The 25,341-nt window shown below is 28.9% G+C and carries 23 protein-coding genes; 5 read left to right on the forward strand and 18 right to left on the reverse strand.

Features of this window, described 5'->3' with window-relative positions:
• Window positions 1–22 precede the first annotated feature (22 nt).
• Window positions 23–286, reverse strand: a complete 264-nt coding sequence (gene rpsO, locus M6G78_RS07105; protein WP_253230045.1) for a 30S ribosomal protein S15 — start codon at window positions 284–286, stop codon at window positions 23–25.
• Between the two features lie 248 nt (window positions 287–534).
• Here rpsO and dut point away from each other — a divergent pair, with 248 nt between their 5' ends.
• Entirely contained in the window at window positions 535–975 is a 441-nt protein-coding gene (gene dut / locus M6G78_RS07110; RefSeq protein WP_253230006.1) for a dUTP diphosphatase, read from the forward strand.
• A 25-nt stretch (window positions 976–1,000) separates the two neighbouring features.
• On the opposite strand, the gene M6G78_RS07115 is transcribed toward dut, so the two are convergent.
• On the reverse strand, window positions 1,001–2,116 hold the full coding sequence (locus M6G78_RS07115; RefSeq protein ID WP_253230007.1) for a hypothetical protein: 1,116 nt from the start codon (window positions 2,114–2,116) through the stop codon (window positions 1,001–1,003).
• A gap of 154 nt (window positions 2,117–2,270) precedes the next feature.
• Here M6G78_RS07115 and M6G78_RS07120 point away from each other — a divergent pair, with 154 nt between their 5' ends.
• The 3 genes from M6G78_RS07120 (at window position 2,271) to M6G78_RS07130 (ending at window position 4,586) form a co-directional block, all read left to right on the forward strand.
• A complete protein-coding gene (locus M6G78_RS07120) occupies window positions 2,271–2,510 on the forward strand; it encodes a YlmC/YmxH family sporulation protein (protein WP_138268691.1) in 240 nt (79 codons plus the stop codon).
• 19 nt (window positions 2,511–2,529) lie between these two features.
• Window positions 2,530–3,720, forward strand: a complete 1,191-nt coding sequence (gene dapG / locus M6G78_RS07125; protein ID WP_138268690.1) for an aspartate kinase — start codon at window positions 2,530–2,532, stop codon at window positions 3,718–3,720.
• 161 nt (window positions 3,721–3,881) lie between these two features.
• Window positions 3,882–4,586, forward strand: a complete 705-nt coding sequence (locus M6G78_RS07130) for a ClpP family protease (protein WP_138268725.1) — start codon at window positions 3,882–3,884, stop codon at window positions 4,584–4,586.
• Between the two features lie 9 nt (window positions 4,587–4,595).
• Here M6G78_RS07130 and M6G78_RS07135 read toward each other — a convergent pair whose 3' ends face one another.
• From M6G78_RS07135 to M6G78_RS07200, 14 genes are all read right to left on the reverse strand, one after another.
• Window positions 4,596–6,050 (reverse strand): lipopolysaccharide biosynthesis protein, encoded by a 1,455-nt coding sequence (locus tag M6G78_RS07135; RefSeq protein ID WP_253230008.1) that lies wholly within the window; start codon window positions 6,048–6,050, stop codon window positions 4,596–4,598.
• 34 nt (window positions 6,051–6,084) lie between these two features.
• Complete coding sequence (locus M6G78_RS07140) at window positions 6,085–7,449, reverse strand: O-antigen ligase (protein WP_138268688.1); 1,365 nt, start codon at window positions 7,447–7,449, stop codon at window positions 6,085–6,087.
• 17 nt (window positions 7,450–7,466) lie between these two features.
• Entirely contained in the window at window positions 7,467–8,606 is a 1,140-nt protein-coding gene (locus M6G78_RS07145; RefSeq protein ID WP_138268687.1) for a glycosyltransferase, read from the reverse strand.
• A complete protein-coding gene (locus M6G78_RS07150) occupies window positions 8,607–9,743 on the reverse strand; it encodes a DegT/DnrJ/EryC1/StrS aminotransferase family protein (RefSeq protein WP_138268686.1) in 1,137 nt (378 codons plus the stop codon).
• Window positions 9,744–9,754: 11 nt separating this feature from the next.
• Window positions 9,755–10,873, reverse strand: coding sequence for a glycosyltransferase family 4 protein (locus tag M6G78_RS07155; protein ID WP_207669787.1), 1,119 nt, complete (start codon window positions 10,871–10,873; stop codon window positions 9,755–9,757).
• Window positions 10,866–11,435 (reverse strand): acyltransferase, encoded by a 570-nt coding sequence (locus M6G78_RS07160; protein ID WP_138268685.1) that lies wholly within the window; start codon window positions 11,433–11,435, stop codon window positions 10,866–10,868. The genes M6G78_RS07155 and M6G78_RS07160 overlap by 8 nt, the downstream gene beginning before the upstream one ends.
• The gene (locus M6G78_RS07165; protein WP_138268684.1) at window positions 11,435–12,508 is read right to left on the reverse strand and encodes a Gfo/Idh/MocA family protein; all 1,074 of its coding nucleotides are present in this window, start codon (window positions 12,506–12,508) and stop codon (window positions 11,435–11,437) included. The genes M6G78_RS07160 and M6G78_RS07165 overlap by 1 nt, the downstream gene beginning before the upstream one ends.
• A gap of 14 nt (window positions 12,509–12,522) precedes the next feature.
• Window positions 12,523–13,836: a nucleotide sugar dehydrogenase gene (locus M6G78_RS07170; protein WP_138268683.1), complete on the reverse strand. Its 1,314-nt coding sequence runs from the start codon at window positions 13,834–13,836 to the stop codon at window positions 12,523–12,525.
• A 15-nt stretch (window positions 13,837–13,851) separates the two neighbouring features.
• Window positions 13,852–15,105, reverse strand: coding sequence for a glycosyltransferase family 4 protein (locus M6G78_RS07175; protein ID WP_138268682.1), 1,254 nt, complete (start codon window positions 15,103–15,105; stop codon window positions 13,852–13,854).
• A gap of 3 nt (window positions 15,106–15,108) precedes the next feature.
• Entirely contained in the window at window positions 15,109–15,735 is a 627-nt protein-coding gene (locus M6G78_RS07180; RefSeq protein ID WP_138268681.1) for an acetyltransferase, read from the reverse strand.
• Entirely contained in the window at window positions 15,735–16,376 is a 642-nt protein-coding gene (locus M6G78_RS07185; protein ID WP_138268680.1) for a sugar transferase, read from the reverse strand. The genes M6G78_RS07180 and M6G78_RS07185 overlap by 1 nt, the downstream gene beginning before the upstream one ends.
• A 2-nt stretch (window positions 16,377–16,378) precedes the next feature.
• The gene (locus M6G78_RS07190; RefSeq protein WP_138268679.1) at window positions 16,379–17,530 is read right to left on the reverse strand and encodes an aminotransferase class I/II-fold pyridoxal phosphate-dependent enzyme; all 1,152 of its coding nucleotides are present in this window, start codon (window positions 17,528–17,530) and stop codon (window positions 16,379–16,381) included.
• Between the two features lie 65 nt (window positions 17,531–17,595).
• Window positions 17,596–18,885 (reverse strand): hypothetical protein, encoded by a 1,290-nt coding sequence (locus M6G78_RS07195; protein ID WP_253230009.1) that lies wholly within the window; start codon window positions 18,883–18,885, stop codon window positions 17,596–17,598.
• A 121-nt stretch (window positions 18,886–19,006) separates the two neighbouring features.
• Entirely contained in the window at window positions 19,007–20,770 is a 1,764-nt protein-coding gene (locus tag M6G78_RS07200) for a nucleoside-diphosphate sugar epimerase/dehydratase (protein WP_138268814.1), read from the reverse strand.
• Window positions 20,771–21,033: 263 nt separating this feature from the next.
• On the opposite strand from M6G78_RS07200, the gene M6G78_RS07205 reads away from it, so the two are divergent.
• On the forward strand, window positions 21,034–22,944 hold the full coding sequence (locus M6G78_RS07205; RefSeq protein WP_138268777.1) for an NAD(+) synthase: 1,911 nt from the start codon (window positions 21,034–21,036) through the stop codon (window positions 22,942–22,944).
• Window positions 22,945–22,971: 27 nt separating this feature from the next.
• Here M6G78_RS07205 and thrB read toward each other — a convergent pair whose 3' ends face one another.
• Window positions 22,972–23,841 carry a homoserine kinase gene (thrB, locus tag M6G78_RS07210; protein WP_138268778.1) on the reverse strand — a complete coding sequence of 290 codons (870 nt, stop codon included), beginning with the start codon at window positions 23,839–23,841 and terminating at the stop codon, window positions 22,972–22,974.
• Window positions 23,841–25,331: a threonine synthase gene (thrC, locus tag M6G78_RS07215; RefSeq protein ID WP_253230010.1), complete on the reverse strand. Its 1,491-nt coding sequence runs from the start codon at window positions 25,329–25,331 to the stop codon at window positions 23,841–23,843. The genes thrB and thrC overlap by 1 nt, the downstream gene beginning before the upstream one ends.
• Between the last annotated feature and the right edge of the window lie 10 nt (window positions 25,332–25,341).

A 25,341-nucleotide genomic window follows, 5' to 3' on the forward strand; every position in this document is an offset into this window, starting at 1 on the left:
AATCCGCCTTTTTAATGCTAAATTATTTTCTTAAGTTAAGTTCTTTAACTAATTCTCTGTATTTTTCAATATCTTTTTTAGCAACATAATCTAAAAGTCTTCTTCTTTTACCTACCATCATAAGAAGACCTCTTCTTGAATGATGATCTTTAGGATTCTTTTTGAAATGTTCATTTAAAGTATTGATTCTGCTTGTTAAAATAGCGATTTGGATTTCAGGAGAACCTGTATCCTTATCATGTTTTTGAAATTTGCTTATTACTTCTTGTTTTTTTTCTTTTGTTATTGACATTTATCTGTCTCCTTTATATTAATTTTATTCGCCTATAACCTAGCTTAAAGTCGGAGATTCCATAAACTAAGCCTAAGGTACATAGCTTAAAAATTATATCATAAATGAAAATCATTGTAAAGCATTTTAAATGCATTAATAAAACAATTTTCATCAAGTTTTTTATAAAAAATTATGCATTAAATATTATATATGATATACTTAACAAAAACTATAATTTATATAAATTTTTGGAGAAAAAAATGGATAAAATTAAAATAGAAATAATAAATAAATCAAAATATCCCCTACCGGAATATGCAACAAGTGGAAGCGCAGGAGTAGACTTATATGCAAATATTGATAATGATATTACTATAAATATGGGAGAAATTAAACTTATACCTACGGGAATATTTATAAAACTTCCTTTAGGATACGAGGCACAAATAAGAGCAAGAAGCGGACTTAGTTTAAAACATGGTATAACTTTAGTAAACGGAATAGGAACTATTGATTCTGACTACAGAGGAGAAATTGGAATAATACTTACAACATTAAAAAACGAACCATTTACAATAACACCTGGTATGAAAATAGCTCAAATGGTTATTGCTAAACATGAAATTGCAGAATTTATCGAAGTAGAAAAACTTGATGATACCAAAAGAGGGGATGGAGGATTTGGTCATAGCGGAATATAAAAAAGAAAGCAAAATGCTTTCTTTTTTATTTTTCATCGGCTTCTATTGTGAAATAAATATAAGAAGAACTATATTCATCATAATCTTCTTTTGTTTCAGTAAAGTAATCTATATCAACATTTTCATTAATACTATAATTTATTTTTTCATAATATGAACCTTCCATAAATTTATCACAAAATTCTTTAGGTAGTTCATACTCTTCAAGAAGTTCATTAGACAATGCTTTTACATTTGCATCATTTAACATTACATTTAATTTTAAAATATCTAATTTAGCTTTTTCTAAATTTTCTTCTTTGCTTTTATTTATATCAATATCAATACTGTAAGTTATCTCTTCTATTAATCCTTCATTATTTACACTTACATTTATATTTGAATTATACTCTTCATCATAATCATATAAATATCCACAAACATCATATCCATGAGAATTATATTTTTCAAGAGGATCATCAATTCTTACATTCACGCAATCTGTTTCAAATGAGCGTTGTAATGCATATACAGATTTTGATGCAAGCAGAGCTTGATTATTTGCATTATTTGCGGAAAAAATAAAATGAGGAATATATGTAGCTACCAACAAAATAATCGGAATAAATACTATTGATAAAACGTATTTTCTTGCTTTAGGAATTTCAACATCAAAAACTCTTGCGACTGTTTTTGCATTAGAACTTAATTCATTTGTCATTGAAGCAACCATTGCAACACTACCTATGGCAGAAGCAACATCTAAAGCATCAGAAGCGTTTCTTAAACTCTGATTATCAGACATATCAAGTAAAGTTGAAACTCCTCTTGCACCTAAAAGAGCGCTTATACTTTTTGAATAATCTTTATTTGATAATCTAACATCTGCATACTCTACAATTTTAGTCCACTTTTCTTTTCTCATTCCAAGCTTTGTGCATAAAAAACAATAAATAAAAAGTATCAAATAAACCAATACAATACCAATATACACCCAAATACCTATAGTATAAACTGTAGTAGAATTAAAAACCAAATCTCCAAGCATGTTTAAAATTAACCAAAGAATTCCAATTGTTAAACAAACAATTAAAAATGTTAATGAAATACTTGGATAAAGGCAGTATTTTTTTACCAATTTTTTTTGTTCTTCATCTAACATTTCCCTCACATCCTTTCATACTTTATCATAATTTAATTATATATATAAATGCAAACAATTTCAAGAAAATAAAATATACATAAAACTATATATTTACATAAACTTTCATTAATATTCCATAGATATTTTCATATACTTAAAAGAGGTGATACATATGAATTTGTCTGATTTAAAGGATAGAATAATTGTAAATATAAATAACGGTGAAAAAATGGGGGTTTTAGGCAATTGCGACTTGAAAATTAATGAAAAAGAAGGTAAAATAGAAGCAGTATTAATTCCACAAGGAAAGGTCAGAACCTTCTTTTCAGGTGAAGTACAATACCGTGCAATAGCTTGGGAAAACATTGTAAAAATTGGAATGGATACAATAATGGTAGATATAAAAAATTAAGTATACAGAGGTTTAAAACATGAAAATTATTGTGCAAAAATATGGTGGAACAAGTGTAAATACAGCAAAATCAAGAAGTATGATTATAAAAAACATGATCGATGCAATCGATGATGGACTTAAACCTATTATTGTAGTTTCGGCTATGGGAAGAAAACCTGAACCATACGCCACAGATTCTCTTTTAAGTTTACTTCCCGATACAAAAAATGCTAACTTAAGAAACAAAGATTTACTTGCAAGCTGCGGTGAAATTATTACAACAGTTGTTGTAAGTGAAGAAATAAGAGCAAAAGGAATAAACGCAAGAGCTCTTACAGGTGGACAAGCTGGTATTGTTACAAACGAAAATTATGGTGATGGAAAAATAGTAAAAATAGATACAAGCAGATTATTAGAACTTCTAAATCAAGATATCGTTCCTGTTGTTGCAGGATTCCAAGGAATGAGCAAAAACGGACAAATCCTAACTCTTGGAAGAGGCGGAAGTGATATTACAGCAACAGCCCTTGGTGCAGCTTTAAATGCTGAACTTGTTGAAATTTATACAGATGTTGACGGTGTAATGACAGCAGACCCAAGAGTTGTTGAAAATGCAGAATTAATTGAAACAGTAGACTACGATGAAGTATTCCAACTTGCAGAATATGGTGCAAAGGTTATTCACCCAAGAGCAGTAGAATATGCAATGAAAGCAGATGTTCCTATTGCAATTTTAAATACACAAAAAGGAAGATATTACGGAGGAACAAGAATCGAAGATACTCCTCAAGATATTTTCAGTGACAAACATTTCTCTGCAGTTACTTCAATGGATGGTTGTAGCCAAGTTGATATTAAATTTACAGATATTAAGAAAGAAGATAAATTATTCGAAGTTCTTGCAGATCAAGAAGTTTCTATTGATATGATAAATATTTTCCCTGACAGAAAAACATTTATAATTGATACAGATAAACAACATATAGTTGATAGAGTAATGACAAAATTAGGTCTTGAATATACAATAACAGAAGGATTTACAAAAATAACAATTATGGGAAGAATGAAAGGTGTTCCGGGAGTTGTTGCAAAAATAATTGCAGCTTTATACTCAAACAATATTTTTGTTCATCAATCTTCTGACTCAAGTACAACAGTATCAGTACTTGTTGATACAAAACAAGCAAAAGATGCGGTTAACGTATTACATACAAACCTTATTAAATAGTAAAAAAAGAACGGTTACCCGTTTTTTTTTTATTTTATGCAAAATATAACACATATTTTTTTCATTAACAGACAAAATAAAACAGAACAAAGTTCCTTCTTATTTTATTACTTTTGAAAGGATAGAAAATGAAAAAAATAAATAATGAAATAGAGTTTGATATGTCTCATGAAGAAAATTTTGATGAGGAAACCATAAACAAGTTAAAAGAGCTTGGACAAACAAATGACTTTTATTCAAGCGGAATTCAAACTATAACGATAATCGGAGAAATTGAAGGGCATGTTGAAGCTTCTTCTCCTAAAAAATCAACAAAATACGAACATATTATTCCGATGATTATGGATGTTGAAGAAAAAGAAGAAATAAAAGGAGTTCTTCTTATTTTAAATACAATGGGAGGAGATGTAGAAGCGGGGCTTGCAATATCAGAATTAATCTCCGGAATGAGTAAACCTTGCGTAACATTGGTGCTTGGAGGAAGTCACAGCATTGGTGTCCCATTAGCCGTAAGCGGTAACTATTCTTTTATTACACCTTCTGCAACCATGATGATACACCCTATAAGAACAACAGGGCTTGTAATAGGAGTTTTGCAAAGTTTCTTATATTTCCAGAAAATGCAGGAAAGAATAACAGACTTTGTAATAGAACATTCAAATGTAGATAAAGATGTTTTTACAAAAATAATGTTAAATACAGATGAGCTGGTAAACGATATGGGTTCTGTTTTAGTGGGTGAAGACGCAGTTAAAATTGGACTTATTGATGAAGTAGGATCTCTTAAAGATGCGAGAAATAAACTGCTTGAATTAATTAAAGAATATGAGCATACGGGAAAAAATAAAAAAAGCAAGGAAAAATAAATCCTTGCTTTATTTTCTTTTATTAATAAATCCCTTTATTTTACCAACCATATATGCATATGCTTCAAGTTTTAATACATGACATCCTAAAACATAAATACATACACCTAATAATATTTGAATTAATAACAAAATGATATTATTTACGCTTAAAACAAGACTTATACCATATACAATAACGCACATTACTATTGACACCAATAAATATGGGAAAATATCTCGCCATTGTTCTTTTATTGAATAATTAATAAGCTTTTTATTTGGGAATCCATTTACAACTGTTGCAAGCAATGAAAATACTATTTCACTTCCAACAATTGCATAAACACCAAACGGGAAACTAAGTCCTATTAAACATAGCCCCATAACTCTCTTTATAACTTCAAGCTTTAAAGAAACATCACTTCTTCCTATTGCATTAATAGCTTGTAGATTTGCAGAATGCATTGGATAAAAAGCATAGGCTATACAAACTATCCTCATGAAAGGAACAGCAGGAAGCCATTTTCCCGTAAATAAAATTACTATTAAAGGTTTTGCAACGGCAACAAGACCAAACATAACAGGAAAAATAACAAAACAGTTTATAGACATGGTTCTTCTAAGCATTTTCTTTAGCTCATTTACCCTGTCCTGCTTCGTTGAAAGAACAGGTAACATTACTGATGAAATTGCACCTGTAAGTCCGTTCATAAGACTTGAACCAAGCATGTCCCCCCTATTGTAATACCCAAGTGTTTTTTGATTAAAAGCCTTACCTATTATTAAGGTTCTGATATTTGTATAAAAGGTGCTTACAAGAGATGAACAAACAAGTTTCCAGCTAAATGAAAATAATGTTTTTACTCTTTTTGCAGAAAAAACGAGCTTTGGTCTCCATTTTACGCTAAACCACAATACAACCGTCAAAACAAAATTATTAACTATTGTTGATATTGCAAGGGCCCAAATCCCCGCTCCCGCATATGCAAGAGCTACGCCTGAAATCCCGGCAGAAATACAACCAAGTAAACTTGCTCTGAAGTTTTTTCTAAATTCAAGATTTCTTGCCATAATTGCCTGTTGTACTGTATTGAATGCCCCAAATACAAGTATTATTCCTTCCGCTCTAAGAAGATATTTTAAAATTTCAATATTATAATAAGCAGAAACAAGGGGTGAAATAAAATATAACACAACATATAATACTATTGAAGCGGTGATGCTAAAATAAAATATAGAAGAACTGTCAATTTCATCTATTTCCGCTTTTTGAATTAAAGCCGTTCCAAAACCGCTTTGAACAAATATTGTAGCAATGTTTATAAATACAGTAATAATAGCCACTGCCGCAAAATCTTCCGGAAAAAGTTTTCTTGAAAGAAGAATTTGAATAATTAAATTAATGGCTTGTACACTGATACGCTCCATAAACTTCCATATTAGATTTATCACAACATTCCCTGAAGATATTTTTTGACTCATATTACTCTCCAATTTACTTTATACATTATTTCAATTAAATATCTAAATATTTCTTTTTGTTAAACAAATACCCTATTATAAAATAATAAAACAACGAAACTGCACTTATATATGGATAATATACTGACGATAAAACCATTGTTATCTCACAGCTTATTAACATACCACCTAAAAATAAATATTTTTCATCTAAATATCTTTCTTTTATTCCCTTAAAAAGAATTCTGAGTAGATAGTATGCAAACATTAAATTTAAGACAATAAAGCTTATTCCTGCTATTATACCTGCGCTATGTGCTATTTGCAAATATGTATTATGTGCATTTGCTTCTATATACCCACCTTGATACAAAACTTTAAGTTTATCTGCATTATGACCTGTAATATTTAAATCATTTAGATAAGTTCTCCATATTTCAGCTCTTCCTGAAGACAAAGAATCGCTGTTTCCTATTCCTTTTTTTCCTCTATCGGCAGCACTGGAAATTTGACTTCCCAAATCTGTAATTTCGTTATAACTGCTATGAGGATCAAACACAACCTTAAAGGATGAGCCAAGGATATTTTCTTCCATTTTTAAAATAAATCCATTTACATATGTTAGACAAACAAATATTATTACTGTGCCTAAAACAGCAGAAATAAAAATCTTTAATATTTTCATTATTATATTTTTTATTGTATATCTTTTGTTTATAAACAAATATATTAAATATACAATAAATGAAAATCCCAAACATAAATAAGTCGTTCTTGATTTAGTGAATATTGTAAAAGCAAATATACTTCCTATTAAAAACATATTTATTATTTTATTCTTTTTTCCTTCTTGTACTTCATATAAGTAAAGCAAAGAAGCAAATATCACAGAAACAAAAGCTCCCAGACCATTTGGATTACCTAAAAAAGATGCATACTGTCCATCTGATAATGGAGAAATAATAATTGAAACAATTATCATTAAAATATAACTATACTTTGCCCCTTTTGAAAGTAAGATTAAAAATTCATTATAGTTTTTCTTTGCATTAAAAATTATGTAAAAAACAGGAAATAAAAACAAAAGTATCAATGCAAGCAAAACAAAAGCAACAACTTTATGCAAAATTGCTGACATTAGAAAACAAAGTCCAACTATATAGTATAAAATCATTACTGCTTTGTTAAATTCAATTTTATCTATTTTATGTATACTTAAGCACATTATTACAAAAGTAATAACTACACCTATAAATGCTGCTATTGATGTACTGCCTTTATATACACCCGATGTAGAAAGCATCATATTGACAAATAATAAGAAAAAGCTAAAAACAAGTATTTTAGCTTTATTCTCATTTGATACTCTTTGATTCCAATTACTTATTTTATTAATAACGTTAATTAAAAGGTTATTCATAACTTTACTCCAATGTATTAACTATATAACTTTAACCAATCTTCTTTTACTGCTTGCCATGAATATTTATCATATAAAAGATTGACTTTATCAGAATTGTCTATATCAACTTTCCCCTCAATAATATTATTTATATATTCTCCTATTTGTTTATAAGAATTATATGTTAAATAATCTATTCCAACATTATCAAATTCTTTATACATTATCCAAGATGGATTTATAAGAATACTTCCTCCATATACACATTCTTGTATTGATGCAGAAAATGCATCACTTTCCTGTGCATGAACAAAAATATCAGTTGCAAGTCTTAACATTGCTGATTTTAATTTATCCAAGAAATCATCTATTACAACAAATTCAACATCTATTTTATTTAATTCATCTAAAATTTCTTGTCGATATTCCTCACTTGAAAGCCCATAACTTAATTGAACTATCAAGCATACTTTATCCAATGTTTCTTTATTTAATTTTGCAATCTCTTTTATTACATCTAAGTGATGTTGTCTTTTGTTACCATTATACCCTATTGCAACACTTATTTTATTTTTATTTATCCCTAAAAATTCTTTACATTCTTCTTTTGTTTTTTCTTTTTTTACTTGGTTTATAACATCATAAATTGATATACCAAACTTAGCACGTTGAATTTTACTATTATAAATATCTCCAAATACATCATGGAAATATTTATCCATTCCATCAGAAGAATAAGATATGTACTTAGCTTTTTCAAGGCAAGGTATGGCATTTTCTAACTGTTCCTTGCTTTTTGATAATAAATCAGATCCCCAGTATGTGCAAATTAGGCTCTTACCATATTTTATTATTTTCTTACTTAAGAATTTAATCATAAAATTGCTTGGAACAGAATGAATATGAATCACATCAAACATTCCTCTTTTGAACTCTTTTTTTACTTTTTTTCTCATATTTACAAGAGTTCTGATTTTGGGGATAAAGTCAATTAAAAATGTTCCCTTATCTGTATTTAAAATTTGAACAGAACTATTTGAATAAAAATACTTAAATTCCTTATTTGTCACCGGTTTTGATACGATGAAAATATCATTTTCCTCATTTAAAAGTACATATTGTACATATTCTTTTATCCAAAAAGAATTTGCATTCCCTATTAATAAAATTTTCATTTATTTCCTGCCACTGAAAAATTCTTTGATTTTATCTGCAACAAAATCAATATCTTCATCTTTTAAATAAGGATGCATTGGAATTGATAAAACACAATCGCAAAGCATATTTGTGTTTTCAAAATCTTCACCTTTATAATCTAAATAATCAAATGCTTTTTGTTCATGCATTGGTTTTGGATAATATATCATCGTAGGAATACCATTGTCTTTTAAGAAAGCTTGAAGACCTTCTCTTATTTCTCTACTTTCCAAAGTAAGAGTGTACTGAGCATAACTTGAATAAAACCCATCTTTAATTACAGGAGTTTTAACAATATCTTTTAATGCTTTTGTATATTTTTTTGAGGCATCATTAACATCTTTTAATTCATAATCTTTAAATGCTCTAAGTTTTATTTTTAAAATTGCAGCCTGAATTGTGTCTAATCTTGAATTAACACCAATTCTTACGTTATCGTATTTCATAGAACCTTTTCCATGTACTCTATAAGATTTTAAAAGTTCACAAATGTTATCATCGTTAGTAAATACAGCTCCACCGTCTCCGTAACAGCCAAGAGGTTTTGCAGGGAAGAAAGAAGTTGTACTTATATCCCCAAAACTACATGCTTTTTTACCATCTTGTTCACCACCAAAGCCTTGTGCTCCGTCTTCAAGAATAAATAAACCATATTTATCAGCTATTTTTCTTATTTCTTTATAATCTGCAGGAAGTCCAAATAAATCAACAGCAACAATAACTTTAGGAGTTAGTTTTCCCTCTTCCTTAATTTTTAAAATAGCTTTTTCAAGCTTTTTAGGACAAATATTAAAGCTGTCTTTATCTACATCTACAAATATAGGAGTGGCCCCTATATGTGATACTACTTCACCTGAAGCAAAGAAAGTAAAATCAGGAACAAAAACAGCATCTCCCTTACCAATATTCCAAGACATTAAAGCAAGAGAAAGAGCATCTGTACCATTTGCACAAGTTACACAATGTTTAACACCTACATATTCTGCAAGTTCTTTTTCAAGTTCTTCAACTTGTTTTCCACTTATAAAATTGCAGTTTAACATTACTTCTTCACATGCTTTGTCTATATCATCTTTCAATACTCTGTATTGAGTTTTTAAATCTCTAAATTCCATATCTATCCTCACTATTTCAATATATCTAAATATAAATCATATAAAACTTTTTCATCTACACTCCAATTAAAATGTTCTTTAATTGCTTTTCTTCCGTTTTCACCCATTTGTTTTGCAATATCGGGATTATTACTTAAATAAGTTATAGCTTTAGCAATTTCATCACTATTACTTGAATCAACAACCAAACCAAATTTATATTCTTCCATTACTTCTCTTGCGTATGGATAATCATTACTTATAACAGGAAGCCCCATAGACATAAATTCATATATCTTGGTAGATAAATTTGAAAGAACAGAATACTGCCCAATATTTAAAAGAACATTTGCGCCAATTGTAGATTCTTCATACATATTCAATACTTCATCTCTATTTAAATATCCTCTAAAGTCTACACATTTATATTCTTCCTTTTGCTTTAATTCTTCACCATATGAGTTAGGAACAAAATTTCCTCCAAGAATTAATTTAGCATCGGCTTTATAGCTACCTTCTATTAATTTTGTTATTCCTCTGTTTACATTAAGTCCTCCGGCATAACATACAACAGGTTTAGAATAATCTTTATCTTTTTCATTATATTTATCATATAATTCTTCAAGTATAGGAGTATTATTTATATATACACATCTTTTACTTCTACCCTCAAAAGGATGCTTTCCAAACATTGGACAAGGAAAGATGACAGCATCTATTTTTTTCGTTACTTTGCTTTCATAACTTTTAAATACTTTTGAAATAAATCCTCTTAAAATCTTTGGAATATAATACTTTTCCTTTATTTGTTCACTGTAATTTTCATGACTGTCAAAAATTACCTTCTTACCTTTTTTCTTTAATTTCAAACCGTAAGGAAGAAGCTCAGGGTCATGAAAATGATATATATCAGCATCTACTTCAAGAGCTTTTTTATAAATATCCTTAGCTGTAAAAAGCATTCTTGATATTCTGCCTCTATTTATTTCACCTATTCCTACAATATTTACATTTTTACTTTGATAACTTTCACCTTTTGCAACCAGATACACATCGTATTCTTCTTTTTTTGCCAAAGAAACACATTCTTTTTCAAAAATTCTAATATCATTAGGTTTATGTGCGCTGGTCATATGACAAACCTTAATCATTATTACTCCTTACAAGACCATTACTTTCTTTTCTATACTCTCTTCCACAACTGCATTTCAAATCTTCATTTAGTACATTTCCACATTCGCATACATATCCAATTTGTCTTGCAGGAACACCTGCATAAAGAGCATGATCTGGCACATCTTTTGTTACAACAGCACCGGATGCAATCATTGCCCATTTACCGATTTTATTTCCACAAACGATTGTCGCATTTGCACCTATACTACAGCCTGTGTCAAGTAATGTTTTTTTATAACCACTCGGTCCTTTTGGATATTTTGCTCTTGGTGTTAAATCATTTGTAAAAACCATTGAAGGGCCGCAAAAAACATAATCTTTAAGTTCTACACCTTCGTATATTGATACATTGTTTTGAACTTTACAACCATTACCTATTTTTACGTTATTTGATACATTAACATTTTGACCGAAAGAACAGTTATCACCTATTCTTGCACCCTTTTGAATATGACAAAAATGCCATATCTTGGTATTTTTACCAATTATGACATCTTCATCTATATAGCTGGATTCATGAACGAAATATTCACTCATTAAAATTCACCTTTCATATCAGTACTTGCAAAATCATCTAAAGGAAGTTTTACGGCTTTACCTTCTTTTTGTGATTTATATATACTTAAAACAAGTTCAAGAGCATTTCTTCCTGCAACTGCATCAACATAAGGTTTTCTGTCTTGTTCAATTGCTTCTATAACATCTCTGAATAAAGATGTATGCCCGTTTCCGTAAACATTACTTGTTTGTTCTTCAAGACCTTTATTTTTATTGTCTTCATCTGTTTCATCTGCAAAATCCCAAACATCAATATTGTTTGTAGATTTTCCGCCAAGTTTAACAGTTCCTTTTTCTCCGAATAAATATAAAGTTTCTTCAAGATTTTTAGGATATACATTTGTTGTTCCTTCTATTGTTCCAACTGCACCATTTTTAAATTTCACTACAGCCATTCCAACATCTTCGGCTTCAAGATAGTCATGAAATTGTTGTTTTGTAACTCCGTAAACTTCTTCGATTTCATCTCCCATCATCCATCTAAGCAAGTCAATTCCATGAATACATTGATTCATTAAGGCTCCGCCGTCTTCTTTCCATGTTCCTCTCCATAGTGCTTGTTCATAATAATTTTTATTTCTGTTCCATCTAACATGAATTGAACCATGAGAAAGTTTACCGAATCTTCCGCTTTCAAGAGCCTTTCTCATTTCTTGAACTGCAATATTAAATCTGTTTTGATGACAAGCAGATACTTTTACACCTTTTTCTTCTGATCTTTTTATTATTTCATCAGCATCTTTAATGCTCATCGCCATAGGTTTTTCAATTATTACGTTTATTCCTTTATCTATTAAATATAAAGCTATTTCAGCATGAGAACCACTTTCTGTTGCAATACTAACAAGCTCAGGTTTAACTTCTTCAACCATAACCTTATAATCATTGTATCTTTTTATACTTTCATCATTTTGTAAATCATGTTTAGAAAGAAGCTCTTCCATTCTTTCATCTAAAATATCGCAAACAGCGACAATTTCCAATTTATTGTTTACGGCTGCTTTTATATGATTTGTTGATATTCTTCCACAACCAATTAATGCATATTTCATTTTCATTCTCCTAATTATAAAACTTCAATATTATCTCTGTTTTCAATTTCTTTCATGGCATTTTTTGTATCAAAAATTGCCTTAGCATTTTTACTTACCATTTCATAATCAACATTGCTATGAGATGCAGTTATTACTATTAAATCATATGAAGAAATAATTTCTCCGTCAATTTTTTCAATACCTTTTTTTACTTTTCCTTCGTGTTTGTATTCACTTATATATGGATCATAAAACTCAGTATTAGCACCGTTTTGTTCAAGTATTTCAATTACATCTATTGCCGGAGATTCTCTGTAATCGTCAATATCTTGTTTATAAGCAACCCCAAGAACAAGTACATTTGATTTGCTTAAAGCTTTTCCATGTTTATTTAATATTTTCATTGCTCTTTCTACACAGTATTCAGGCATTTTATCATTAATCATCATTGAACTTTCAATCATTGATGTATGAAAACCATATTCTCTTGCTTTCCATGATAAATAATATGGATCAAGAGGAATACAATGTCCACCAAGACCTGGACCTGGATAAAAAGCTTGGAAACCATATGGTTTTGTTTTTGCAGCATCAACTACTTCCCATAAGCTTATTCCCATTTCATGACAAAGCATTGCAAGTTCGTTTACCAAACCGATATTAATGTTTCTATATGTGTTTTCAAGAATCTTTTCCATTTCTGCAACAGCAGGAGATGAAACTGTATAAATATCACCTTCTAAAACTGAACTATACATTTTTGCAATTACTTCTGTTGCATCTTCACCTATTGCTCCAACAACTTTAGGTGTATTCTTTGTTTTATATATTAAGTTACCTGGGTCAACTCTTTCAGGAGAGAAACCTAAATAAAAATCTTCTCCGCATTTTAATCCGGAACCTTCTTCCAAAATTGGTTTAATAAGCTCTTCTGTTGTACCAGGATAAGTTGTTGATTCCAATACAACCATTGTACCTTTTGTTAAATATTTTGCTATTTCTATGCTTGAATTCTTTACATAAGAAATATCAGGTTGTTGATGTTTATCAAGAGGTGTTGGAACACAAATCGCAATAAAATCAACATCTTTTACAAAACTAAAATCAGTTGTTGCAGATAACATCTTAGATTCAACAAGCTCTTTTAAATCGCTGTCAACAACATCTCCAATATAGTTTTTTGCTTCATTTACCATTTGTACTTTGCTTGCTTGAACGTCAAAACCTATTGTTTTATATCCTGCTTTTGCCTTTTCAACTGCAAGAGGAAGACCTACATATCCAAGACCTACAACACCTACAACTATTTCTTTGTTTTCAATTTTCTTTAAAAGTTCATTTTTCATACGTTTCACCCTACTTTACTTAATAATATAATTTATCACATCAATTAATTTATCGGTTAATTTATCAAAACTAAACTCAATGCTTGCGTTTTTCGCATTTTCACAAAGTTCATTATAATTTTCATTATCTAAAACAATTTTTTCTATATCGTCACAGTACTGTTTTAAATCAGTATACTTCTTACAAATTCCTACTTTATTATCCTCTATTAAATTAAAATCTCCAAGATTATAATTTGCACATATAGGTTTACCGCTTGCCATGTATTCAAAAAGTTTATTCCAACTTACGCCATAAGCACCTATATTACCGGAAATACCGCTTATTAAATTAAGATTACTTTTTGAAAGAATAAATGGAATATATTTCTTTTCTACTCTTCCTTTAAATACAACATTGTCAAGTCTTAATTTTAAAGCTAAATTTTCAAGCGGTTCTTTTCTTGGACCGTCTCCGTAAATTATAAATTTAATATTGTTTATTCCCTTTTCTTTATAGATATCTGCCATTGACAATATTTCATCAACATTGTTTACATCTCTGATTGAACCTGCATATACGATTTTAAATATTTGATCATTTTCTAAATCCTCATCATCTAACTGATAAGTTTGTTTATTATATTCAAATTCTTCAAGATCAACGCCGTTATTTATATAAAATATTTTACTTAACGGAATATCTAATATCCAGTTTCTGTCAACAATATATTTTTCTCCACCGGGAATTGTAAAAAGTACTGCATCAGATTTTTTATAAATCCATTTTTCACCTTTATAAAGAATCTTTGCAATAAAACTATTTCTATTTATTATACCATATTCTATAAGACTTTCGGGCCAAAGATCTCTTATTTCATTTATACATGGTATATTAAATTTTTTCTTTAATTTTATTCCAGCAACAAGTGCAAGAGGATGAACAGACGAAGCATATATTACATCAGGTTTTCCTTCTTTTTGTATATATTCACTTACAACTTTTTTTACATTTTTGTAATAAGAATACATATTTTTTATTCTTGAAACACCGTTACCTTTATATATAGATGTATCTACAAAAATGTAAGGAACATTATCCATACCTTTTTTTTCAATATATTGTCTGCCACCAAGATCAACAACTTCATCGCTGTTATGAACCGTACTGGCACAAAATATTTTTACTTCATGTCCTTTTTTTATTAAGTATTTTGCAAAACTTTGATGTCTGCCAAGTCCGTCAAAATACATATTTGTAGCATAATGGTTTAAAATCCAAATCTTCATTTATTACTCCATACACTTGTTTAATTTTTTAGTAGGACAGCCGATATAAACACCTTTTTCTTTTATATCTTTAACTACGACACTGCCTACACCAACAGTAACATCTTCGCATATTGTAATATTGTTTTTTACACTGCTTCCTACACCAATCCAGCTTCTTTTACCTATTTTAACAGTTCCTCCCATATGAACTCCGGGAGAAAGATGAGCAAAATCATCAATTTTGCTGTCATGGTCTATTGAAACTGATGTATTAACAATAACATGATCTGATATTACACTACCACTGTTTATTACTGCTCCTGCCATTACTACACAACCATCACCTATCTTTACATCTTCAGCGATTATACTTTTGGGATGAATAAATGATGTATAGTTAAATTTATATTCATTTGCTATTTTTTCTCTTACTTTATTATTTCCAATTGCAATAATAAACTTTGTATCTTTGGGAAATTGAATACAATCTTTAACTTTTCCCCTTACTTCTACATTTAGAATTTTTGTTCCTATATTCAAATTATCATCTAAAACAGCTATTTCATCATCTTTATAACCGTTTTTCTTTATAATGTCAATAACAACCTTAGCATGTCCACCGCCGCCTATTACAACAACTTTATTCATTATACAACCTCTTCAGCTTCTCTTGAACCTTTAAATTCTTCCATTGTTACAGAAGTATCACTGCTTATTCCTTCTCTGTCAAAAACCTTTTTAATGGTTTTAAAGAATATCATTAAATCCACCATAAAAGAAGAATTGTTTACATAAAATATATCAAGTTCAAACTTTTCTTCCCAGCTTATCGCATTTCTGCCATTAACCTGTGCATAACCTGTAAGCCCCGGTCTTACATCATGTCTGTGAGATTGTCTTTCACTATATAAAGGAAGATATTTTACTAAAAGAGGTCTTGGACCTACAATACTCATATCACCTTTTAATATATTAAACATTTCCGGAAGTTCATCAAGACTTGATGATCTAAGGAATTGACCGAATTTTGTAAGCCTAACTTCATCAGGAAGAAGCTCTCCGTTTTCATCAGTCTCATTTGTCATAGTTCTAAATTTATACATTTTAAAAATTTTACCATTTAACCCAGGTCTTTCCTGTTTAAATAAAATAGGAGAACCTAATTTTGTTCTTACCATAATAGAAACAATCAATAAAACAGGACTTAAAATAATTATCCCGATTAAAGAAAGTAAAAAATCTATAATTCTTTTTATGTACTTGTCGTAAAAGGTTCTTTTTCTAATCATAATTATTCAAAAAGAGTCTTTATTATGTCGCTTACTCTTTGCATATCTTCTTTCGTCATTTTTGTATCAGATGGAAGACATACACCGTTATTAAAGATATACTCTCCTACTCCTCCGTTATCAATATAATCATATTTTTCAAAGAATGGTTGTTTATGCATTGGATTCCAAATATGTCTTGCTTCTATATTGTTTTCTTCCAATTTTAAAATAATATCAAGAGGTTTAACTTTTGATTTTTCATCAATAAGTATTGAAGATAACCAGCAGTTACATCTTGTATTTTCGTCATCAATAGGCATCATTTTTATTTCTTTAATATCTTTGAAAGCATCTTTATAATGGAAATATATTTCTCTTTTTTGTTCAACTCTTTTATCTAATACCTTAAGCTGACCTCTTCCAATACCGGCAACAATATTACTCATTCTGTAGTTATATCCTGCTTCTTTATGATAATAATATCTTTTATTTTCTCTTGCTTGTGTCGATAAAAATCTTGCTCTTGCTGCTTTTTCACTGCTATCAGGAGTATTTACAAGAAGCATACCTCCACCTGAAGATGTTATGATTTTATTTCCGTTAAAAGAAAGTATTCCATAATCACCAAAAGTTCCTGTCATTTGACCTTTATAAATACTTCCTAAACTTTCAGCAGCATCTTCAACCAAAGGCACATCATATTCTTTACAAATTGATACTATTTCATCTAAATTAGCACAAATACCATAAAGATGAACAACTATAACAGCTTTTGGTTTTATTCCTTGTTCTTTATATTTTTCAAAAGCTTCCCTTAGTGCTTTTGGACTCATATTCCATGTTTCAAAATCACTGTCTATAAAAACAGGTGTTGCATTTTCATAAATTATTGGATTAGCACTTGCTGAGAAAGTAAGACTTTGACAAAATACAATATCATCTTTACCAATGTTTAAAAGTTTAATTGCAAGATGAATTGCAGATGTTCCGCTAACTAAAGCAGCTGCATCTTTTGCACCTGTGTAATCACATATTTCTTTTTCAAAGTTATTTACATTTGCACCAAGAGGAGCTATCCAGTTTGTATCAAAAGCCTCTTTAATGTATTCTTGTTCATATCCTTCATCACTCATATGAGGAGATGCTAAAAAAATTCTTTCATTATTTCCCATTTTTAACTCCTATTAAAAATATTATATATTTTAATTTTTTATTTTCTACACTTAAAATTTTCCTTTTAAGTTGATTTATCAAGATTCAAATTATCATGTTCCATACATGATATAAATAAAAGTATCAAGAAAAACATAAATGGAATTATATTTAAAATTGTATTTTCAAAATTTGAAACAACAATCATAAAAATAATCGGTAAGTAATATTTTCTGCACACTTTATCATCTATATTTTTTATTTTACTTATAATAAAATATAAAAACAATGCTAAACATATTATACCATTTCCGGCAATAAAATCTAAAAATCCATTATGAGCATTTAAACTTTTATATTTATTTGCATAGTTTGCATCTGCTCCGAGTCTAACATCAACAACTTGAGGAAAATGTTCCATTAAATATTCATATCTTTTTTCTCCCGTATATTTAAAAGAACCAAACCCAAGAAGAAAATCATCTTCCAAAGATAAGATAGTATACTTATCAAGCATATACCTTGTTGAGCTATAATGATTCCAGCTTTTTTCAAAAGGTGTAAAAACAATTGTGTCCTTATTTATCATAGTGCAGGTAAACAAGCTCATTAAATATATAAATGAAAATATCAGCATTGAAAGCATTATTTTATTGCAATTAATATTTTTATATTTTTTATAAATAAACATAGATATTAAAACAGCAATTATTCCAACACATGCACTTCTACATCCACAAAGAAGTAAATATGCAACAAGTGATGTTAAAAATAAATATATATATATATTCTTTTTCTCTACAAAAGAAAGTAAAAAGGCACATACAAACATAACTAGTATACCCGGATCATTCGGATTAACATCAAAAACACTTCCTGATATATTAAAAGTAAGGGATTTTAAAAGTGCATCAAATAAGCTATTTCCAATCACAATATAATAAAATGCCCTTAAAACAAAAAATACACATACAACAGTAATGATTACCATACATGGATATAGTATTTTCTTTGGATTATTACCATTAAAATTAATACCTCTAAAAAATATAACCAAAAGAAAAAACTCAACCATAATACTGTTAAATGTGATTAAATCGAATCCTTTTATTACAAAAGTAAAAAGTCTTATAATAAAATATAATATAATAACAATGTTATTTTTTATTATGCTCTTTAAATTTAAGGTATCTACGGTTTTAGAATAATTTATTAAGAATAAAACAATACACAAAAAAAAGCATAACAAATTAAAGCTTATACTAAAAGCATTGTCAAGCTCAGATAATAATGTATTTCTAAATACGAATACAATCATTGTAATGATTAGCATAATATTAAAAAATAAATTACTTTTTTTACTTATACTATCCACAGATTTTCTCCTTATTACTAAATACATATTATACACCTAAATATAATATTTTGACAAATTTTTAATCGTTTATTAATAAAAAGTATCTTAAAATGATAAAAATCACTTTAAGATACTTATATTAATCATTTTTTGCTTCATTATATGTAGGACAAAGTTTTTTTATTTCTTCCCTAATATTATCCGGATTTTTATATGCAGTATCAATAAGATTATCTAAATCAACAAAAAACTTGTCTATATCTATATCAATAGGTTTTGCAATATAAATCATATGATTTTTTGTTCCTGTAAGACCTTCTTCTTCCATAAGAATTTCTTCATACATTTTTTCTCCGGGTCTTAACCCAACAACTTCTATTTTTATGTCTTCATTTGGAACATAACCTTTTAATTTAATCAAGTTAACCGCCAAGTCATAAATTTTAACAGGTTTTCCCATATCAAGAACAAAGATTTCGCCGCCTTTTGCAAGAAGTCCTGCTTGAATTACAAGAGAAACAGCTTCTCTTACAGTCATGAAAAATCTTGTAACTTCTTTATGAGTTACGGTAACAGGTCCCCCTTCTTCTATTTGTTTTAAGAATAAAGGAATAACAGAGCCATTACTTCCAAGTACATTACCAAATCTTACAGCAACAAATTCTGTCTTAGAAATTTTATTATAGCTTTGTATAATTTTTTCACATATTCTCTTGGTAGCCCCCATAACGTTTGTAGGTCTTACAGCTTTATCTGTAGAAATTAATACAAATCTTTTAACTTCATATTTATCCGCAAGATTAACAAGATTTAAAGTTCCCTTACAGTTATTTTTTACAGCTTCGTTAGGAGAATATTCCATTAAAGGAACGTGCTTATGTGCAGCTGCATGATAAACAATTTGAGGATTATATTTTTTAAATATACACTCCATTCTATCATAATCTCTAATGGAAGCAATAAGCACACGTACATCAATCTCAGGATGTTTTCTTTTAAGTTCCATTTGAAGTTCATATGCCGTATTTTCATATATGTCAACAACAAGCAACTTATCAGGTTTATTTGCAGCAATTTGTCTGCAAAGTTCAGAACCGATAGTTCCTCCACCCCCTGTAACCATAACGGTTTTTCCGTCAATAAAAGTCCTAAGTTCTTTATTTTTTATATCTACAGCAGCTCTTCCAAGTAAGTCTTCATAATTAACTTCTCTGACCTTTTGAGTTAAAGATGTAGTAAGGCTTTTTGAAATTGCTGGTAATATTTTAAGTTTTACACTAGTTTGATTACATATAGTAATAATATCTCTTATTGTGTCAACAGATGCAGAAGGCATTGCTATAATTATTTCATCTATGTCATATTTGTTAATATTAAATAAAATATCATCTCTTCCGCCAACAATAGGGATATTATGTATATATTTCCCTTTTTTTTCCTCATTATCGTCTATTATACATACTACTTCATAGTGTTTCATACCGTTTCTGATTTCTTTAATAAGCAAAGAACCAGCAGAACCGGCACCTATAATCATAACATTTCTTTTTAATTCGCTTTTATTTTTTCTTATAATGATTCCTTTATAAATTCTTACAGATAAACGAGAAAGTGCAATTAATACAAAAAGAAAAGTAAAATCAAAGAAATAGTAACTTCTTGGCATCCCAACATCTAAGTAAACATGATAAATAATGTAAATAATTTCAATTACAACAGCAGATTTAAAAGCAGAAACGACTTCATCCATAGATGCATAAGTCCATACTCTGTTATACATTTTGAAAATAGCAAGAACAGCTATTGCAATTACAATATCAAGTGGTAAAAATCTTAGTGCAGGATATAAAAATCTTGAAGGTATTATAAATAAATCAAACCTTAATAAAAGTGACATTATCATACTGAATGACACTATTAAAATATCTATTAATAATAATATTATTAATCTTTTTTTCTTCGTCAATTTTTTTCTCCCCAAATAATAAAAAAATGATTGATTTTACATAATTAAACTTTGACATAAAGTATACTACGAACCCAATAAATTGTCAAACTTCGAGCTTTTTCTACAAATAAATATAATATGAAAAAACTATCTTATTTTCATTTTAAATATATTATGTTATAATTAATTGTTATTAATTATTTAAGAAGGTAAAAGAAATGAAAAATTATGGTTTTATAAAAGTTGCAACAGGAGTTCCAAAGGTAAAAGTTGCAAATCCCGAATACAACAAAGAACAAATAATTGAATTAATAAATAAAGCAAATGAAAAAAATGTAAAGATACTTATAACACCCGAGTTATCTATAAGTGCATATACATGTGCAGACTTATTTTTTCAAGATACGCTGTTAGATCAATGCGAAAAAGCTTTATTAGATATATTAAAATACACAAAGCAAATTGACATTGCAATTGTTGTTGGCATGCCTATTAGATATAAAAATGCTTTATATAACTGTGCTGTTATGATGCTTAGAGGTGAAATTTTAGGCGTAATACCTAAACAATATATTCCAATTCATAATGAATTTTATGAAAAAAGATGGTTTGCAAGTGGAAGAGATGTTTATGATGAAATAAAAATTGCAAATCAGACAGTTCCTTTTGGTCAAATGCTATTTAAACTAAGAAAAGACTTAACAGTAGGAATAGAAGTATGTGAAGACTTATGGGTTCCTATCCCTCCAAGCAGTAATCTTGCATTAAGCGGAGCAAATTTAATTTTAAATATATCTGCAAGCAATGAAGTTGTTTCAAAGGATGAATACAGAACAAGCTTAATAGTATCTCAAAGTGCGAAATGCTTATGCGGATATGTATATGTTTCCGCCGGTGTTCATGAATCAACTACAGATTTACTATTTGGCGGCAGCAGTGTAATTGCGGAAAATGGTATTTTATTAAATAAAGGCAAAAGATTTGAAAGAGAAAATGAACTTACTTATTCATATATAGATATGGGAAAACTAAATTTCCAAAGACGTCAAAATATGAGTTTTAATGATAATAAGAGAGAATATGATTTAGAATATGATGTTATTGAAAGACATTTTATTGATAATGAAATATCTGATTTTGATAGATATATTGATCCTCATCCATTCATTCCAAGCAATGAAGAACTTAGAATTGAAAGATGTAATGAAATATTCAGTATTCAATCTTCTGCCCTTGCAAAAAGACTTGAACATACAGGGCTTAAGAAATTAGTCGTTGGAATATCAGGGGGACTTGATTCTACATTGGCTTTACTTGTTGCAAGTGAAACAATGAAACTTTTAAAACTTCCAAGTGAAAATATAATTGGTATTACAATGCCCGGATTTGGAACAACTGATAGAACTTATACTAATGCACTTGATTTAATGAAATCCCTTAATGTAACTATAAAAGAAATAAGCATAAAAGAAGCTGCAACTCTTCATATGAAAGATATTGAACATGATATAAACATACATGACATAACATATGAAAATACACAAGCAAGAGAAAGAACACAAATTCTTATGGACATGGCAAACAAAAATGGTGCAATATTAGTTGGTACTGGAGATTTAAGCGAAATGGCACTTGGCTGGTGCACATATAACGGTGACCATATGAGTATGTACGGAGTAAACGCAAGCGTTCCAAAGACATTGGTTTCTCATTTGGTAAGAACAGTTGCTATGATAAGCGATAAAAAAACAAAAGAAATATTACTTGATATTTTAGATACACCAATAAGCCCTGAACTTTTACCACCAACAAAAGACGGAAAGATAGAACAAAAAACAGAAGATAACATTGGTCCTTATGAACTTCATGATTTCTTCTTATATAACTTCATAAGATGCGGTGCAAAGAAAAACAAACTTCATTTCCTTGCAAAACAAGCATTTAAAGAAAAATATTCAGATGAAGTAATAGAAAAATGGTTAAATAACTTTATGAGAAGATTTTTCATTTCTCAATTTAAACGTTCATGTACACCGGACGCTCCCAAAGTTGGTTCGGTAAGTTTAAGTCCAAGAGGAGATTTTAGAATGCCAAGTGATGCAGATTTTTCTTCTTGGTTGGAAGAATAAAAAAAGATGACATTTAGTCATCTTTTTTTAATATCTTACACCGTTAAAATCAATCTTTAAAGGATATAAATCATATTTATCTTTTAATTTTCTTAAATCAAATCTTAATTTTTTAAGATCAATGTTTCCTTCATAGACACCCATAATGGTAGGCCCTGCACCGGATAAATATGTTCCCACAAAACCATATTTTTTAGTTAAATTTACCACATCATCATATCCGTTTATTAAGTCTTTTCTATATGGTTCATGAATTTTATCTTGAAGTGCATCTTTAACAAATTCACTGTCCCCTCTTTCTAAACTAAGAGGAAGTAAAGATGCTCTTTGTATGTTAAATACAACATCTTCTCTCGAATATTTTTCCGGAAGAACATTTCTTGCTTTTTTTGTTGAAAGCTTAAAACGAGGAATAAACGCACATATCCTATATTTTTTATTTGCATTTATTTTATAATATTTAAACTCATCATCTTGTTTATAAGAAAGCGTAGTACCACCAAAAATACAAGGAGCTACATTATCGGGATGTCCTTCTATACTTGAGGCAATATTGAACACATCATCAATATCAACCTCTACATTAAGAACTTTATATGCCATTATTATTCCTGCTACAACACAAGTTGCGCTGCTTCCTAGTCCTCTAGTTGAAGGAACATCGCTAAAAACATCAACTTTTACAGGAACCGGTTCTTTATCTAAAAATCTACAAGCAGTAAGCATACTTGTTAAAATAAGATTGTTTGTATTGTTAATGTCTTCTACTCTTCCGTCAAATATGTATTTATCACTTTTTTCTACTTTAAAAGTATTGTATAAAGTTACTGCAAGTCCAAATGTATCAAATCCACAACATATATTGGCACTTGTAGCCGGAGCTTTTATTTCAAACATTATTTTCTACCTTCTATATATTTTATTATTGAATTTCTCATATCTTCTTTTGTAATAACTTCTTCTTCTCTTCTTTCGAAGTTTTCGATATTATCAACGGCTTTTGGGATTTTTACATTTGTTTTTTCGTTTAATTTATACATATACTCAACATCATCACTTGCATTAACTTCATCATCAAAAATTGAGTGATATACGTCTTTAGAGAATTTATAAGCTGACGCTGTAGATAATAATACAGAATATGTATCATCTTCTTTTGTATCTTTATATACTTTATATCCTGCAGCAGTATGAGTATCCATTAAGTAATCGTCGTTTTCATAAACGTATTTTATAGCTTCTCTTATTTCATCTTCACTTGCGTATCCTCCGATGAAATTGTCAGCATTATCCATATACTCTTTATCAACTGTATATTTTCCGTCCTCACTTAATTTAGTCATAAGTTCTTTTACTTTTTTATCATCTGAGTTATACATATGATATATTAATCTTTCAAGGTTTGAAGAAATTAAAATATCCATTGAAGGAGAAATTGTCTTTTTAAATTCTCTGTTTTTATCATAAACACCTGTTTTGAAGAAATCGAAAAGTACATTATTGTCATTTGAAGCACATATCAATTTATTTACAGGAAGACCTGTTAAATAAGCATAATATCCAGCTAAAATATTTCCAAAGTTACCTGTTGGAACTATAAAGTTTACTTTATCTCCTTCTTTAATTTTTCCTTGTTCTATTAATCTTACATAAGCATGATAATAATAAACAACTTGAGGAAGAAGTCTTCCTATATTAATTGAGTTTGCAGAAGAAAGTTTTACTCCGTATTTTTCAAGTTCCTTTGCAAATTCACTATCATTAAAAATTTCTTTTACACCATTTTGAGTATCATCAAAATTACCTTTTACCGCATAACTTTTTACATTATTACCTTTTTGAGTAAGCATTTGAAGAAGTTGAAGTCTTGATACACCTTTATATGGATAGTAAACTATAACATCAATACCATCTATATCATGAAATCCTTCTAAAGCAGCTTTTCCAGTGTCCCCGCTTGTAGCTGTTAAAATAAGTACATCATCTTTGTCATTTACATTGTCTTTTGCACAATTTAATAAAAGAGGTAAAATGGAAAGAGCACAGTCTTTAAAAGCGATTGTATTTCCCGTAAATAATTCAAGAACAGAAAGCCCATCTTCTACATCAACAACGTTAAAAATATTTTCATTTTCAAAATTATCTAAACTGTAAGCTTTATCTACACAATAATCAATTTGTTCCTTTGAAAAATCTAAGAAAGAACCTAAAATTGTTTTTGCTATGTAATTATAAGATTTACCTATAAACTCTTTATAATCAAATTTTACTTCATCTAAAAATTCAGGAACAAATAAACCACCATCATCACTAAGACCTTTTATTATAGCTTTTGAAGGTGTAAGCTTATTGTTTTTGTCTCTTGTACTGTTAAATAATTTTTCCATACCAATTCTC

It is taken from the genome of Anaerofustis sp. NSJ-163 (genome assembly GCF_024135845.1).
Classification (GTDB): domain Bacteria; phylum Bacillota; class Clostridia; order Eubacteriales; family Anaerofustaceae; genus Anaerofustis; species Anaerofustis butyriciformans.

Coding starts and splice junctions, on each gene's coding strand:
- dut (WP_253230006.1), top strand. CDS start 535: ATGGATAAAATTAAAATAGAAATAATAAATAAATCAAAATATCCCCTA.
- M6G78_RS07115 (WP_253230007.1), bottom strand. CDS start 2,116: ATGTTAGATGAAGAACAAAAAAAATTGGTAAAAAAATACTGCCTTTAT.
- M6G78_RS07120 (WP_138268691.1), top strand. CDS start 2,271: ATGAATTTGTCTGATTTAAAGGATAGAATAATTGTAAATATAAATAAC.
- dapG (WP_138268690.1), top strand. CDS start 2,530: ATGAAAATTATTGTGCAAAAATATGGTGGAACAAGTGTAAATACAGCA.
- M6G78_RS07130 (WP_138268725.1), top strand. CDS start 3,882: ATGTCTCATGAAGAAAATTTTGATGAGGAAACCATAAACAAGTTAAAA.
- M6G78_RS07135 (WP_253230008.1), bottom strand. CDS start 6,050: ATGAGTCAAAAAATATCTTCAGGGAATGTTGTGATAAATCTAATATGG.
- M6G78_RS07140 (WP_138268688.1), bottom strand. CDS start 7,449: ATGAATAACCTTTTAATTAACGTTATTAATAAAATAAGTAATTGGAAT.
- M6G78_RS07145 (WP_138268687.1), bottom strand. CDS start 8,606: ATGAAAATTTTATTAATAGGGAATGCAAATTCTTTTTGGATAAAAGAA.
- M6G78_RS07150 (WP_138268686.1), bottom strand. CDS start 9,743: ATGGAATTTAGAGATTTAAAAACTCAATACAGAGTATTGAAAGATGAT.
- M6G78_RS07155 (WP_207669787.1), bottom strand. CDS start 10,873: ATGATTAAGGTTTGTCATATGACCAGCGCACATAAACCTAATGATATT.
- M6G78_RS07160 (WP_138268685.1), bottom strand. CDS start 11,435: ATGAGTGAATATTTCGTTCATGAATCCAGCTATATAGATGAAGATGTC.
- M6G78_RS07165 (WP_138268684.1), bottom strand. CDS start 12,508: ATGAAATATGCATTAATTGGTTGTGGAAGAATATCAACAAATCATATA.
- M6G78_RS07170 (WP_138268683.1), bottom strand. CDS start 13,836: ATGAAAAATGAACTTTTAAAGAAAATTGAAAACAAAGAAATAGTTGTA.
- M6G78_RS07175 (WP_138268682.1), bottom strand. CDS start 15,105: ATGAAGATTTGGATTTTAAACCATTATGCTACAAATATGTATTTTGAC.
- M6G78_RS07180 (WP_138268681.1), bottom strand. CDS start 15,735: ATGAATAAAGTTGTTGTAATAGGCGGCGGTGGACATGCTAAGGTTGTT.
- M6G78_RS07185 (WP_138268680.1), bottom strand. CDS start 16,376: ATGATTAGAAAAAGAACCTTTTACGACAAGTACATAAAAAGAATTATA.
- M6G78_RS07190 (WP_138268679.1), bottom strand. CDS start 17,530: ATGGGAAATAATGAAAGAATTTTTTTAGCATCTCCTCATATGAGTGAT.
- M6G78_RS07200 (WP_138268814.1), bottom strand. CDS start 20,770: ATGATAATGTCACTTTTATTAAGGTTTGATTTATTTATAATACCTTCA.
- M6G78_RS07205 (WP_138268777.1), top strand. CDS start 21,034: ATGAAAAATTATGGTTTTATAAAAGTTGCAACAGGAGTTCCAAAGGTA.
- thrB (WP_138268778.1), bottom strand. CDS start 23,841: ATGTTTGAAATAAAAGCTCCGGCTACAAGTGCCAATATATGTTGTGGA.
- thrC (WP_253230010.1), bottom strand. CDS start 25,331: ATGGAAAAATTATTTAACAGTACAAGAGACAAAAACAATAAGCTTACA.